This window comes from Bradyrhizobium sp. (assembly GCF_027307225.1).
Taxonomy (GTDB): Bacteria; Pseudomonadota; Alphaproteobacteria; order Rhizobiales; family Xanthobacteraceae; genus Bradyrhizobium.
Genome location: NZ_DAHUXJ010000042.1, coordinates 1 through 13,695, shown reverse-complemented (window position 1 = coordinate 13,695; position 13,695 = coordinate 1). Strand labels below are relative to the sequence as shown.

At 62.7% G+C, this 13,695-nt stretch carries 14 protein-coding genes; 10 read left to right on the top strand and 4 right to left on the bottom strand.

Translation table 11 applies throughout. The features are described 5' to 3' along the window. The 3 genes from M6D32_RS06935 to M6D32_RS06925 form a co-directional block, all read left to right on the top strand. The coding region (locus M6D32_RS06935; RefSeq protein WP_298254698.1) for a circularly permuted type 2 ATP-grasp protein at positions 1–1,336 on the top strand (1,336 nt) is incomplete at its 5' end. 161 nt (positions 1,337–1,497) lie between these two features. Then, positions 1,498–2,442 (top strand): alpha-E domain-containing protein, encoded by a 945-nt coding sequence (locus M6D32_RS06930; protein WP_298254696.1) that lies wholly within the window; start codon positions 1,498–1,500, stop codon positions 2,440–2,442. Between the two features lie 117 nt (positions 2,443–2,559). After that, complete coding sequence (locus M6D32_RS06925; RefSeq protein ID WP_298254694.1) at positions 2,560–3,396, top strand: transglutaminase family protein; 837 nt, start codon at positions 2,560–2,562, stop codon at positions 3,394–3,396. 1 nt (position 3,397) lies between these two features. On the opposite strand, the gene M6D32_RS06920 is transcribed toward M6D32_RS06925, so the two are convergent. Further along, a complete protein-coding gene (locus M6D32_RS06920) occupies positions 3,398–4,201 on the bottom strand; it encodes a M15 family metallopeptidase (protein WP_298254692.1) in 804 nt (267 codons plus the stop codon). 182 nt (positions 4,202–4,383) lie between these two features. Between M6D32_RS06920 and oxlT the strand changes: the two genes are divergently transcribed. The 3 genes from oxlT to M6D32_RS06905 all read left to right on the top strand — a co-directional run bounded on the left by oxlT (position 4,384) and on the right by M6D32_RS06905 (position 7,271). Next, positions 4,384–5,637: an oxalate/formate MFS antiporter gene (oxlT, locus tag M6D32_RS06915; protein WP_298254690.1), complete on the top strand. Its 1,254-nt coding sequence runs from the start codon at positions 4,384–4,386 to the stop codon at positions 5,635–5,637. Positions 5,638–5,730: 93 nt separating this feature from the next. After that, a complete protein-coding gene (locus M6D32_RS06910; protein ID WP_298254688.1) occupies positions 5,731–6,486 on the top strand; it encodes a peptidase in 756 nt (251 codons plus the stop codon). Positions 6,487–6,515: 29 nt separating this feature from the next. Continuing rightward, complete coding sequence (locus M6D32_RS06905) at positions 6,516–7,271, top strand: SDR family oxidoreductase (RefSeq protein WP_298254686.1); 756 nt, start codon at positions 6,516–6,518, stop codon at positions 7,269–7,271. 153 nt (positions 7,272–7,424) lie between these two features. Here M6D32_RS06905 and M6D32_RS06900 read toward each other — a convergent pair whose 3' ends face one another. Continuing rightward, positions 7,425–8,648: an MFS transporter gene (locus M6D32_RS06900; RefSeq protein ID WP_298254684.1), complete on the bottom strand. Its 1,224-nt coding sequence runs from the start codon at positions 8,646–8,648 to the stop codon at positions 7,425–7,427. Positions 8,649–8,766: 118 nt separating this feature from the next. On the opposite strand from M6D32_RS06900, the gene M6D32_RS06895 reads away from it, so the two are divergent. Together M6D32_RS06895 and M6D32_RS06890 are read left to right on the top strand one after the other, a co-directional pair. After that, positions 8,767–10,032: a nucleoside transporter C-terminal domain-containing protein gene (locus M6D32_RS06895; RefSeq protein ID WP_298254682.1), complete on the top strand. Its 1,266-nt coding sequence runs from the start codon at positions 8,767–8,769 to the stop codon at positions 10,030–10,032. Positions 10,033–10,084: 52 nt separating this feature from the next. Beyond that, positions 10,085–10,897, top strand: coding sequence for an adenylate/guanylate cyclase domain-containing protein (locus tag M6D32_RS06890; RefSeq protein WP_298254680.1), 813 nt, complete (start codon positions 10,085–10,087; stop codon positions 10,895–10,897). 9 nt (positions 10,898–10,906) lie between these two features. Here M6D32_RS06890 and M6D32_RS06885 read toward each other — a convergent pair whose 3' ends face one another. Together M6D32_RS06885 and M6D32_RS06880 are read right to left on the bottom strand one after the other, a co-directional pair. Continuing rightward, complete coding sequence (locus M6D32_RS06885) at positions 10,907–11,455, bottom strand: cupin domain-containing protein (RefSeq protein WP_298254678.1); 549 nt, start codon at positions 11,453–11,455, stop codon at positions 10,907–10,909. A gap of 207 nt (positions 11,456–11,662) precedes the next feature. Further along, complete coding sequence (locus M6D32_RS06880) at positions 11,663–11,947, bottom strand: usg protein (protein WP_298254676.1); 285 nt, start codon at positions 11,945–11,947, stop codon at positions 11,663–11,665. A 425-nt stretch (positions 11,948–12,372) separates the two neighbouring features. On the opposite strand from M6D32_RS06880, the gene M6D32_RS06875 reads away from it, so the two are divergent. Further along, complete coding sequence (locus M6D32_RS06875; protein WP_298254674.1) at positions 12,373–12,690, top strand: co-chaperone GroES; 318 nt, start codon at positions 12,373–12,375, stop codon at positions 12,688–12,690. Positions 12,691–12,835: 145 nt separating this feature from the next. Beyond that, positions 12,836–13,695, top strand: an 860-nt coding sequence (gene groEL, locus M6D32_RS06870; protein ID WP_298254672.1) for a chaperonin GroEL, incomplete at its 3' end; no start/stop codon positions are given.

Below are 13,695 nucleotides of genomic sequence, written 5' to 3'. Positions count from 1 at the left end.
GGTGCCGGCTGACGTGCTCGACTATCGACGGCGCGAGGCCGAGCTGTTGTTCCGCCGCATCGGCATCACGTTCGCGGTCTATGGCGAAACCGACGCGCAGGAGCGGCTGATCCCGTTCGACGTCATCCCGCGCATCATGTCGGGCGCCGAATGGCGGCTCTTGGAAAAAGGCCTCATCCAGCGCGTCAAGGCGATCAATCTGTTCATCAAGGACGCCTATGGCGCGCGCGAGATCCTGCGCGCCGGCGTGGTGCCCGACGACCTGGTATTCCGCAATCCGGCCTTCCGCCCCGAGATGAGCGGACAGAGCGTGCCCTACGATATCTACATCCACGTCGCCGGCATCGACATCGTGCGGGTGGATGCCGATACCTTCTACGTGCTCGAGGATAATGCTCGCACGCCGTCCGGCGTGTCCTACATGCTTGAAAACCGCGAAATCATGATGCGGCTGTTTCCGGACCTGTTCGCGCGCCACCGCATCGCGCCCGTGGAACGATATCCGGATGAACTGCTGGCCGCGCTGCGGTCGGTGGCGCCCTTGAGCGCTTCGTCTGAGCCGACCGTCGCGCTAATGACGCCCGGCGTCTACAACTCGGCCTATTACGAACATTCATTCCTGGCCGACAAGCTCGGCATTGAGCTGGTCGAGGGCCGCGACCTCATCGTCAAGGACGACGAGGTGTTCATGCGCACGACCGAGGGCCTCAAGCGCGTCGATGTCATCTACCGCCGCCTCGACGACGACTTCATCGATCCCCTCACCTTCCGCCCGGACTCCGCGCTCGGCGTTCCCGGCCTGATGTCGGCCTATGCCGCCGGCAATATTACGCTCGCCAACGCTGTCGGCACCGGCATCGCCGACGACAAGGCGATGTATTCCTACATGCCGGAGATCGTGAAATTCTATCTCAGCGAAGAGCCGATCCTGAAGAACGTGCAGACCTGGCGCTGCCGCGAGCCGAAGGACCTCGCTTACGTGCTCGACAATCTCGACCAGCTCGTCGTCAAGGAAGTCCACGGCTCCGGCGGCTATGGCATGCTGATCGGGCCGGCGGCGACCAAAGCCACCATCGAGGCATTTCGTGACAAATTGAAACGCGAGCCCGAAGGATTCATCGCCCAGCCGACGCTGGCGCTCTCGACCTGCCCGACCTGCACCGAAGCGGGCCTTGCGCCGCGTCACGTCGATCTGCGGCCCTTCGTGCTCACTGGCAGCAACCATACGACCATCGTGCCGGGCGGCCTGACGCGGGTGGCGCTGAAGGCCGGTTCGCTGGTCGTCAATTCGAGCCAGGGCGGCGGCACCAAGGATACCTGGATATTGGATGAGTGAGATGATGCGTCCTCTCGAAACAAGCACCGCTCTCTCGCTCCCCTCCCCCTTGCGGGGAGGGGTTGGGGGTGGGGGTTCTCGATCACGACTGGTTCCTCGGTTTACCCCCCTCCCTAACCCTCCCCCACAAGGGGGGAGGGAAAAGCACTGAAGCTCGCTGCATGCTGTCGCGCACCGCCGAAAATCTCTACTGGCTCGCCCGTTACGTCGAGCGGGCCGAATATATCGCGCGCACAATCGACGCGACGCTACGGGTCACCGCGCTGCCCGCCGCCTATATCGGCAAGACCAACGAATGGGAATCCGCGCTATTGACCGCCGGCGTCAGCCAGGGTTTCTACACGGTCAATAAAGAGGCCAACGAGCACAACGTTGTCGACTATCTGTCGTTCAACGCGCAAAACCCCTCATCGATCAGAAACTGCATCGAGTCGGCGCGGCTGAATTCACGTTCGGTCCGCACGGCGCTCACCAGCGAGATGTGGGACACCATCAACTCGGCCTGGATCGAATTGCAGGAGGTCTGGGTCAAGGGCACCAAGACCCGCGAGGAACTTGCGCGGTTCCTGCGCTTCGTGCAGGAGACTTCGCTGCGCTTCGACGGCTCGGCCTACCGCACCATGCTGCGCAACGACGCCTACTGGTTCTCGCGCCTTGGCGTGCATCTGGAACGCGCCGACAACACCGCGCGCATTCTCGACGTCAAATACCACGTGTTGCTGCCCGAGGAGGAACACGTCGGCGGCCCGCTCGATTACTATCAATGGACCTCGATCCTGCGCTCAGTCTCGGCGCTCACCGCCTATCACTGGGTTTATCGCGAGACATTGAAGCCGTGGCTGATCGCGGATCTTCTGATCCTCAACGACTCACTGCCGCGGTCGCTGGCAAGTTGCTACGGCAATCTCGTCCGCAATCTCGACCAGATCGGCGTCGCCTATGGCCGCCAGGGTTCGTCCCAGCGCCATGCGCGCGGCGTCCGCAACCGGCTGGAACACAGCAACATGGACGATATTTTCCAGCACGGCGTGCATGAATTCATTCAGGAGTTCCTCGCCGACAATACGAGGCTTGGTGAAATCATCACCAAGCAGTATCTGACCTGACGATTACACCGTCATTCCGGGATGGTGCGTAAGCGCCAGACCCGGAATCTCGAGATTCCGGGTTCGATGCTGCGCATCGCCCCGGAATGACTGCTTCCGAGAACCGGACTTTGCCACATGCGCCTGCGCATCGCCCATACCACCACCTATCGCTACGAACCGGCGGCAACCGGCATCACGCAAGTGCTGCGGATGACGCCAGGAAGCCACGACGGACAGTATGTCGCGGAATGGCAGATCGACGTCTCGACCGACTCCCGCCTGCATGCGCGTCAGGACGCCTTCGGCAACATCACCCATGTGCTGACCGAAGGCGCCATCTCCGACCTCACCATTACGGTCGAAGGCCTGCTCGAAACCCACGACACCGGCGGCGTGCTGCGCGGTACCGACGAGCGCTTTCCGCCGAGCCTGTTCCTGCGCGCCACGCCGCTGACCCAGGTCAATGCGGCGATGGAGACCTTCGCCCGCCAACTGCGTTCGGAATCGGAAAGCGACGTGCTCGGCTTCCTGCACGCCCTGATGCTCCAGATCAACGACCACATGACCTTCGACGCAGATCCCACCCATAGCGGGACGTCGGCGGCCGAAGCCTTCGGGCTGAAACGTGGCGTCTGCCAGGACTACGCGCATATCTTCATCGCCTGCGCGCGCGCAGTCGGGGTGCCCGCGCGCTTCGTCTCCGGGCATTTTCTGCGCGCCGACGGCATGGTGAACCAGCAGGCCGGCCACGCCTGGGCCGAGGCGTTCCTGCCCGATCTCGGCTGGGTCGCCTTCGATCCCGCGAACGCGATCTGCGCCACCGACGCCCACGCGCGCGTCGCGATCGGCCTCGACTATCTTGGCGCGGCGCCCGTGCGCGGCACCCGCTATGGCGGCGGCGCGGAGACGCTGACGGTTGCGGTGAAGGTGGATCAGGCCGGCCGACAGGGTCAGTGGCAGAGCCAGTCGTGAATTAAGTTGGGGCGCCGGCGATACAGGCCCTTCTACTGCGACCCGCATGGCGGCAACGACGATACTGTTCAACCTGCATGTCGAAGATCGCCTTGGCGTTTGCGCCGGGCGATTCCGCCAGTCGTCTGGCAAGATCGCGCCTGACCTGAAAATGTTGGTAGTCGATCGGGCTCTTCCAATCCCCTCCCCATATCGGGAAGCCATTTTCTGCAAACAGATCGACAACGGCTTCAGCCATTCCCGGACGGACGTCGGCGCGGTTCAGGTAACGTTCACCGGCCTTGGGACTGACCTCAAGCACACCGTTTTGTTTCTGCAGGAACGGATTTTGGATCGGGTTCAGATCTATCGCCAGACCATAGGCATGAACTGAAATGCTCGATCCGCCTGAGACCATCCGGTCGTTGAACGCAGACGTGTTGTTGTCGGCCATCGAGGCGTCGTCGTCACCGTCGTAGTGGTTCAGCAATCTGGCTTGCTTTATCGGGAAATGCATCTTGAGCAATGCATCGAAGATGTCAGCGACATGATCGGCGGCAGCATCCAGAACCACCAGTTCTCCGTCGTTATGGACCTTGCCGTCAAAGCCGAAATAGTCAAATTTCAACAGCGCCAGCCGCTGGCACTCGACGGCACTGTCGACCCTAAGCGTCTTGTGCAATCGCATGTCGGCGCAAGACTCTCTGCTCACAGGGGTGATCCGGTTGCTGTCGGCATTGGCCGGAGAGGCCCCACTTGTGAGCAAGCCGGCAGCGGCCGCGATCACGACCGCCTGTCTGCCGAGTGACGAAAAGCGTCGGAACATGCTTGCCTCAAACTCTCCTATCGATCAGGACAGCGCCGCCTTTCGCAGCTGTGCACGCTACGTCCTCATACGATCGGATCATATGCCCCACATTGCACTTGGGGCAGCGCATGGTACAGTTTTTGCTAACAAGCGGCGACAGAGACAAGAGACGCTGCGCGACCAACAAATCAGGGGGCAATATGACCACAGTCAATAGAGCATCGTCGGCTCAATCCGCAACGGCGACGCGCTGGACCCAGCTGGTGCTGGGACTGATCGCGATGATGTCGATCTCGAGCCCGCAATATGGTTGGGCATTCTTCACCAAGCCGCTTCGGGATGCCCTCGGCGTCCAGCTATCGACGCTTCAATGGACCTTCACGATCCTGATCGTGTTGCAGACGTTTCTGTCGCCAATACAGGGCTATTTGGTCGACAAGTTCGGCGCGCGGCTGTTGATCGCCAGCGGCTGCCTGTTGTCCGGCCTGGGTTGGATCACGGCCAGCTATGTCACGAGCATCACCGGCCTCTATCTCACCTACGGGCTGTTCTGCGGCGTCGGCACCGGCATCGTCTATGTCGGTGTCGTCGGCCTGATGGTGCGCTGGTTTCCCGATCGTCGCGGCTTTGCGACCGGCGTCGTCGCCGCCGGCTACGGCTTTGGCGCGCTTCTGACCAATACGCCGATCTACAACATGATCGCCGCAAGTGGCTATCAACACACTCTGCTCGTGTTCGGCATCATTCTTGGTCTGGTCGGCGCGGCAGCCGCGCTCTTCCTTCGGTCGCCGTCCGCTGACGACTTCCTGCCGCAACCGGCGGTGGAGGTCTCGAGCGTCGGAACGACGCCGGGTCAGATGTGGCAAACCAAGGTGTTCTGGCTAATGTTCATCATGATGACGATGATGGCGACGGGCGGCCTGATGGTCATTTCGCAATTCGGCGCATTCTCTCGCGACTTCGGCGTGGCCAGCGTCATGGTATTCGGAATGGCGGCTTTTCCACTCGCGCTCAACATCGATCGCATCACCAACGGATTGACCCGTCCGTTCTTCGGCTGGCTGTCGGATATGATCGGGCGCGAAAACACCATGGCCATTGCCTTCCTGTTGGAGGCCGCCGCCGTCACGCTGCTGCTGCTGTTGCGCGAAAACGCCGTGGCCTTCGTGCTCTTGTCCGGCGTCGTGTTCTTCGGCTGGGGCGAAATCTTCTCTCTGTTCCCGTCCACCCTCACCGATACCTTCGGCGCCAAACACGCCACGACCAATTACGGCCTGCTTTATATGGCCCAGGGTGTCGGCGCGATCTTCGGGGGTCCGCTTGCCGCACTCCTGCGCGAGCACACCGGCAGCTGGCTGCCGGTGTTTACAATCGCGATCGCGATGGACGTGCTGACGGCCATCCTGGCGCTCATCGTGCTGAAACCGATGCGGCGCGCCTACGCCGCCCGCTGAAGCCAAGGCGAGCCCTGCGTCCACCCCGATTGGGGTTGGACGCGGCGGCGAAATTGGATAGTTTCGCGCCGCGAATACTTTCAAGGTGCGGAAATGACCTATTGCTGCGGAGTGCTGGTGCGGGACGGTCTCGTCATGATCGCCGACACCCGCACCAATGCCGGGCTCGATAACGTCTCGACGTTCCGCAAGCTCCACGTCTTCAACAGGCCCGGCGAACGGATCATGGCGATCGCCAGCGCCGGCAATCTCGCGATCAGCCAGTCCGTGCTCTCGACCCTGACCGAGGGCATGGAGAACCCCGACACCGGCGAGCTGGAAACGCTGCTCAACGCGCCGACCATGTTCCAGGCGGCGCAGCGCATCGGCAAGGCGATCCGCTCCGTCCACGCCACCGAGGGCACCGCGCTGAAGGCGGAAGACATCAGTTTCGACGTGTCGTTCCTGTTCGGCGGCCAGATCAAGGGCGCGCGGATGCGGCTCTTCATGGTCTATCCTGCCGGCAATTTCATCGAATGCACCACCGATACGCCCTACCTGCAGGTTGGCGAGCACAAATACGGCAAGCCGGTGCTCGATCGCGCGCTGCACTATGACATCGAGCTCTATGACGCGCTCAAGACCAGCCTGATTTCGATGGACTCGACCATGCGCTCCAATCTCGGCGTCGGGCTTCCGATCGACGTCCTGGTGGTGCGCAACGAGGTATGCGACGCCGACCTCAACCATCGCATCGAGGCGGGCGAGCCCTATTTCCACGATCTGCGCGCGCGCTGGTCAGCGGCGTTGCGCGCGGCGCATCAGAACATCCCGCGACCGCCCTACAAGACAGAAACACCGAAACCGTAAGCTAGCTATAACAAGCAAGGCAGCAAACAATGACCGAGCCCAAAAACAAGACAGCCATCGTCACCGGCGCCGGAACCGGCGTCGGCCGCGCCGCATCGCTGGCGCTGATGAATGCAGGTTTCACCGTCGCCCTCGCCGGACGGCGCCGGGAGAAACTGGAGGAGACCGCGAGCCTCGGCCCGGCCGGCAAAGCGCTGGTCGTTCCCGCCGACATGACCGACGCCGACTCGATCTCCGCCTTGTTTGCCAAGGTGAAGGAGACCTGTGGGCGACTTGACCTCTTGTTCAACAACGCCGGCATGGGAACGCCGGCGATGCCGTTCGAGGACCTAAGCCTCGCGCAATGGCAGGCGGTGGTTTCCACCAACCTCACCGCGGCGTTTCTTTGTACGCAGCACGCCTTCCGCATCATGAAGGAGCAGACGCCGCGCGGCGGCCGCATCATCAACAACGGCTCGATCTCCGCACACGCGCCGCGGCCTTTCTCCGCGCCCTATACCTCGACCAAGCACGCCATCACCGGTCTCACCAGGGCCACCAACCTCGATGGCCGCGCCTATGACATCGCGGTCGGCCAGATCGACATCGGCAATGCGGCGACGCCCATGACCGACCGCATGGTCGACGGCGTGCTGCAGCCGGATGGCCGCAAGATGCCGGAGCCGCGCATGGACTCAAAGGCCGTCGGCGACGCGGTCGCCTATATGGCGAACCTGCCGCTCGACGCCAACGTGCTGTTCATGACGGTCATGGCGAGCAAGATGCCGTTCGTCGGACGGGGCTGAGGTCTCGTGCCCCGGGCGCGGCGCGTCGCATAAGCGCGTTCACGCGCGTCTTGGACGCGCTATGCGACGCGCCGCTGAACCGGGGCCCACTCACCGCGACAGCTCCCGGATCTGCGTTGCATCGTTGCACACTGCAACGCGTCCGGGACAGGCCTACTCCAGCCTTTCCACATCGCGCAGCGTCGGAAACAGCTTCATCCATAATAGCGCGATCGCGACCGTGGCGACGCCGCCGAGCACGGCAGACGCCATGGTGCCGAGTAGCGCCGCCGCTACCCCGCTTTCGAACTGGCCGAGATAGTTCGAGGCGTTGATGAAGAGGAAATTCACCGCGCCGACGCGGCCGCGCATCTCGTTCGGCGTGGAGAGCTGCACCAGCGAGAAGCGGATCACGACGCTGATCGTGTCCGCAGCACCCAGCGCCGCCAGCGCCAGCAACGACAGCCACATCCAGTGGGACACCGCGAACACGACTGTCGCAACACCGAACACGATCACGGCCTGGAACATGCGCATGCCGACGCGGCGGTTGATGGCGTGGCGCGCCAGGATCGTGGTCATGATCAGCGCGCCAACGGCGGGCGCGGCGCGCAGGATGCCTAAGCCCATGGGGCCGGCATCCAGGATGTCGCGCGCATAGATCGGCAATAGCGCGGTGACACCGCCGAACAGCACGGCGAACAGATCGAGCGAGATCGTGCCGAGGATGGCGGGATTGCTGCGAATGAAGCGAACACCAGCGAAGATATCGTCGGACGTTTCGCTGTCCCTGGCGGGTTCAGGCTCGGTGACGCTGATGCCGCCGGTCAGCAGCATGGCAAGAAGCCAGAAGCCCAGCATGATGCCATAAGGCAAACCCGGCGCGACCGCGTAGGCAAAGCCGCCGATCGCCGGACCCGTGATGGTCGCGACCTGCGCGGCGGCGCTCGACAACGCGGTGGCGCGTTGCAGAGAACCTTGTGGTGCAATAAGCGGCAGCAGGGCCGCGATGGTCGGACTTTCGAACGCGCCGGCCATGCCCAGCACGAAGGTCGCGATGTAAATGTGGACCCCGGTGATCCAGCCGCCGTACGAACCCCAGCAAAGAAACACGGCTGTGGCCGCTTCCGCGAGCTGACAGAGTTGCACCACCCGCTTGCGTTCGAAGCGGTCGGCGGTGTGGCCGGCGACAAACACCAGGAGCGCGGTCGGCAGGAACTGGACGAGCCCGACCATGCCGAGGTCGAAAGCGCTGCCGGTGAGGTCGTAGATCTGCCAACCGATCGCCACCGCGCCGATCTGGCTGGCAAACCGCGTCAGGCTTCGCGACAGCAGGAAGAAGAGAAATGAGGGTTGCTTGAGTAATGTCCCGGCACTTACCGGCGCAGGTGAAGCCATAATGGCGATCGGTGACCGAAGGAGGCACCAAAGTCAACGCCCGCAAGGGGATAAGCCTCACATGGCATTGCACCTCAAACTGCAACGCTGCCATAATCGGCACGGGTCTGGGGGATTCATGCTTCAACTGCAATCGGCGTTCGGCATCGTCGCGCTGCTCGCGCTCGCCTGGATATTTGGCGAGAACCGCCGCGCGGTCTCTTTGCGCCAGGCCGCGATCGGCCTCGTTGTGACGCTCGCGACTGCCGTGGTGCTGATCAAACTGCCTGGCGTCGCGCGTGTGTTCGGCGCGATCAACGATGCGGTCGGCGCGGTCGCCTCCGCCTCGCGCGCCGGCACTTCCTTCGTGTTCGGCTATCTCGGCGGCGGCGCGCTGCCGTTCGACCTGAAATCGCCGGGCGCCGATTTCATCCTTGCATTTCAGGCGCTGCCGATCGTGCTCGTCATGAGCGTGCTGACGACGCTGCTGTTCTACTGGCGCATTCTGCCGCCGATCGTGCGCGGCATGGCGTGGGTGCTGGAACGCACGCTCGGGATCGGCGGCGCGGTCGGACTCTCGACTGCCGCCAACATCTTTCTCGGCATGGTGGAAGCGCCACTGTTCATCCGCCCCTATCTGGCAAAACTCACGCGCAGCGAATTGTTTCTCGTGATGACCGGCGGCATGGCCGGCATCGCCGGCACCGTGCTCGTGCTTTACGCCACGCTGCTCGCGCCACTGATTTCGGATGCGGCCGGGCATTTTGTCATCGCCTCGGTGCTGGGCGCGCCTGCCGCCATTCTCGTCAGCCTGATCATGGTGCCGGAAACGGCCGATATCAAAACCGGCGGCACGGCGGGCGATCCGCGCCTTGCCATCGATCCCGACCTGAATGCGGCATCCACCATGGATGCGATCGTCAAGGGCACGACGGCCGGCCTCGAACTGCTGCTCAACATCGTCGCGATGCTGATCGTGCTGGTGGCGCTGGTACACCTCGCCAATTCGATCCTTGGGCTTTTTCCCGATATCGGCGGCGCGATCACGCTGCAACGCCTGCTCGGTTATGTCATGGCGCCGGTGTGCTGGCTGATGGGGCTGCCGTGGCCGCAGGCCATTCCGGCCGGCAGCCTCATGGGTACGAAAACGGTGCTCAACGAGCTGATCGCCTATGTCGATTTTTCAAAACTTCCCATCGGCACGCTCGATGCCCGGTCGCGGCTGATCATGCTCTATGCCATGTGCGGCTTCGCCAATTTCGGCAGCCTCGGCATCATGGTCGGCGGCCTCGGCACCATGGCGCCGGAACGCCGCGCCGAGATCAATTCGCTTGGGCTGAAATCGATCGTCTCGGGCACGTTGACCACCTGCCTGATGGGCGCGATCGTGGGTGTGCTGACATGACGCGCTGGACTTCCGCGATTTTCCGTTAGCTTTTTGCCGAACCGGAGACCGCATGGCAGAGCCCGCCGACGAAGTGCAGGACTTCAGCCCGTTCTGGCACGAACTGCTGTCGGGCGAGCATCCCATGCTACGCCGTGGCCGGCGAATGTTCCGCATGCTCTCGCCGACCGCGACCGACCGCTGCCGCCTGTGTTTTGCCGGCTTCGACGGCTTCACCTCACCCGCCATGCGCCTGATCGGCCGCGGGCCATGGCGACGCAATCCGCACTTCTGCGAACGATGCGAGACGGCGCTTGCCGAAAACCGCGGCGGCACCGAACTGGACATCGCCGTGCTCTATGCCGACGTGCGCGGCTCGACGCAGATCGCAGCAAACATGACGCCGGCGGAATTCGCCGCGCTGATGCAACGTTTCTTCCGCACCGCGACCTCGGTGTTCAACCGCAGCGATGCGGTCGTCGACAAGATGATCGGCGACGAGGTGCTCGCCATCTATCTGCCCGGCCTCACCGGCTCCGATTATCGCCGGCGCGCCATCAAGGCCGGGCTCGACTTGCTGCGCGCGACCGGCCACGCCGATCCGCAAGGGCCGTGGCTTCCAATCGGCGTCGGCGTGCACTGTGGCAAGGCGTTCGTCGGCTCGATCGGTATCGAAGGCGGCAATTATCAGTTCACCGCGCTCGGCGATGCCATGAACTTCGGCGCGCGGCTGGTCTCATCCGCCGGCCGTGGCGAAATGGTCATGAGCTCGGCAGTCGCGCAGGGCATGCCGGACGGTTTGGCCGCCCAACCCCGCCGCCTCGAACTCAAGGGCTATTTGGCGCCGGTCGATGCGCAGGTCGTTCGCGTGTCGGCCGGGAGTTAGAAAGAAGAGCTAAACCGCCAACTCGACCGTCTTGAAGTCGGCCGGCAGGATCACTTCCAGCAATTCGACGTCGTCGGAATAGTCCATGATCAGGTGCTTGATGCGCGACGGCTGGGTCCAGGAACTGCCGGTCTGGAACATCGTCTCGCCAACGCCTTCCATGTAGGTCTTCACCCAGCCCTTGAGCACATAGACCATCTGGAAGTCAACGTCGTGGAAGTGCAGCTTTGAGACGACGTTCGGATCGCACGGCCCGATCAGGCGGATCACATGCGCCCGCGCCACGCCGCCGCTCGCATCGGCAATGCCGAGGTCGCGGTATTGCGCGTAGGTGCGCAGACCGTCGGCCTTGAAATCCTCCTCGCGATGATGGCTGATCGCGACGCGCTGCTTTGGCCGCCCCCGCTTGGCCGGCGTCGCTGTCCTGCCCTTGCTCTTCAATTTGCGCCGCGCATTGGACTTGGTGGCCGTTTTGCGAGTAGCGGCCTTACGCGGTCGCGATCTTTTCTGCGATGACTTGCTGCTGGCAGCGCGCGTCTTCGGCTTCTTTCTGGCCATCGAAATCCTCCCGTTGCTATGTGGACGAGACGATAGCACAGAACCCAGCTTCGTAGGATGGGTTAGCCAACGGGTCCGCGCAAAGCGCGGCCCGATGACAGGCTCCGCGTAACCCATCGGACTTGCGTCATGGTGGGTTACGCCTCCCGTCCGGACTCGTTGAAGGACTGCGGACGTGGCCGGCTAACCCACCCTACCGATTGCAACTCAATGCAAGTGGAACACGCCGTCGACGGCGCGCAGTTCAGCGGGCTTGATCAGCTTGGAATGCGCGACGCGAACCGAGTAAAGCGGTCCCTCGAGCTTTTCCTGCCAGAAGTGCAGGAAGTCCCGCAGCACCGGAAATTTCGGGAACAGATCGTAATTCTGCCAGACATACGTCTGCAGCAGCGAAGGATGATCCGGCATCCGGTAAAGAATTTCAGCCGTCGTCAGCCCATAACCCAGCACTTGTTTGCGGAAGTCCTCGGAAACCCCAACCCGCGAGACCATGCCAACCCTCCAACGAGAGAGTGCAGCCGGGCCGCGATGGCTTGAGCCGTGATGGCTTCAGCCACCGGGAGTCGAGATGCACTCACATGAGAGAAATGTGACGCATGCGAACAACCCATCACAAGCCCAAATGTTTAACAGGCTGTTGAAAAATCAAGCGTTAGCAGCCACTTAGATCGGCTGCTAATAGCGCCGCATGAGGGACGCGGCGGCAGGACTGATGCGGACTTCCGAACCGCCACACCAGCGTTAACGATGAGACCGGAAAGCTGGCAAAGGTCTTGTCGGACTGCCAATTTTTCTGCTACCGCCCCTTGTCTCCCCCAAAACTCTGGATTATCTCCATCTTGCCTGCTGGCACTCGTCAGCGGCGACTGCCAATCCTGCAAAATCTGCAAACATCTTCAAAATCTTAGGAGGACTGCATGAAATTCCGTCCGCTTCACGACCGCGTCGTGGTCAAGCGTATCGACGCCGAAGAGAAGACCGCTGGCGGCATCATCATTCCCGATTCGGCCAAGGAAAAGCCCTCGCAGGGCGAAGTCACCGCCGTCGGCCCGGGCGGCCGCGACGAAGCCGGCAAGCTGATCCCGATCGACATCAAGGTTGGCGACCGCGTCCTGTTCGGCAAGTGGTCGGGCACCGAAGTCAAGATCGATGGCGAAGATCTCCTCATCATGAAGGAGAGCGACATCATGGGCGTCCTCACCGACGTTCCCGCCAGCAAGAAGAAGGCCGCTTAAGCCAGAGCCGTTTCCTCATCCTGAGGGCCGGCGAAGCCGGCGTCTCGAAGGATGAGGCCAATGAACCCTCTCGTCCGCACGAAGACGCCCGCAAGGGCGGGCTGTTCGAGGCACGAGGACGTGAAGTCAACTGAGGAAAACCAATATGTCAGCCAAAGAAGTGAAATTCGGCGTCGACGCCCGCGACCGCATGCTGCGCGGCGTCGATATTCTCAATAACGCGGTCAAGGTGACGCTCGGCCCGAAGGGCCGCAATGTCGTGCTCGACAAGTCGTTCGGCGCACCCCGCATCACCAAGGACGGCGTCACCGTCGCCAAGGAAATCGAGCTTGACGACAAGTTCGAGAACATGGGCGCCCAGATGGTGCGCGAAGTCGCCTCCAAGTCGGCCGATGCCGCCGGTGACGGCACCACCACCGCAACGGTTCTCGCCGCTGCGATCGTCCGTGAAGGCGCCAAGTCGGTTGCCGCCGGCATGAACCCGATGGATCTGAAGCGCGGTATCGATCTCGCGGTGGAAGCCGTGGTCGCCGACCTCGTCAAGAACTCCAAGAAGGTCACCTCGAACGAGGAAATCGCCCAGGTCGGCACCATTTCGGCCAACGGCGACGCCGAGATCGGCAAGTTCCTCTCCGACGCGATGAAGAAGGTCGGCAACGAGGGCGTGATCACGGTCGAGGAAGCCAAGTCGCTGGAAACCGAACTCGATGTCGTCGAAGGCATGCAGTTCGACCGCGGCTACATCTCGCCCTACTTCGTCACCAACGCCGACAAGATGCGCGTCGAGTTCGATGACGCCTACATCCTGATCAACGAGAAGAAGCTCTCCAACCTGAACGAGCTGCTGCCGCTGCTCGAAGCCGTGGTGCAGACCGGCAAGCCGCTCGTCATCGTCGCCGAAGACGTCGAAGGCGAAGCGCTCGCCACCCTCGTCGTCAACCGCCTGCGCGGCGGCCTCAAGGTTGCGGCCGTCAAGGCGCCGGGCTTCGGCGATCGCCGCAAGGC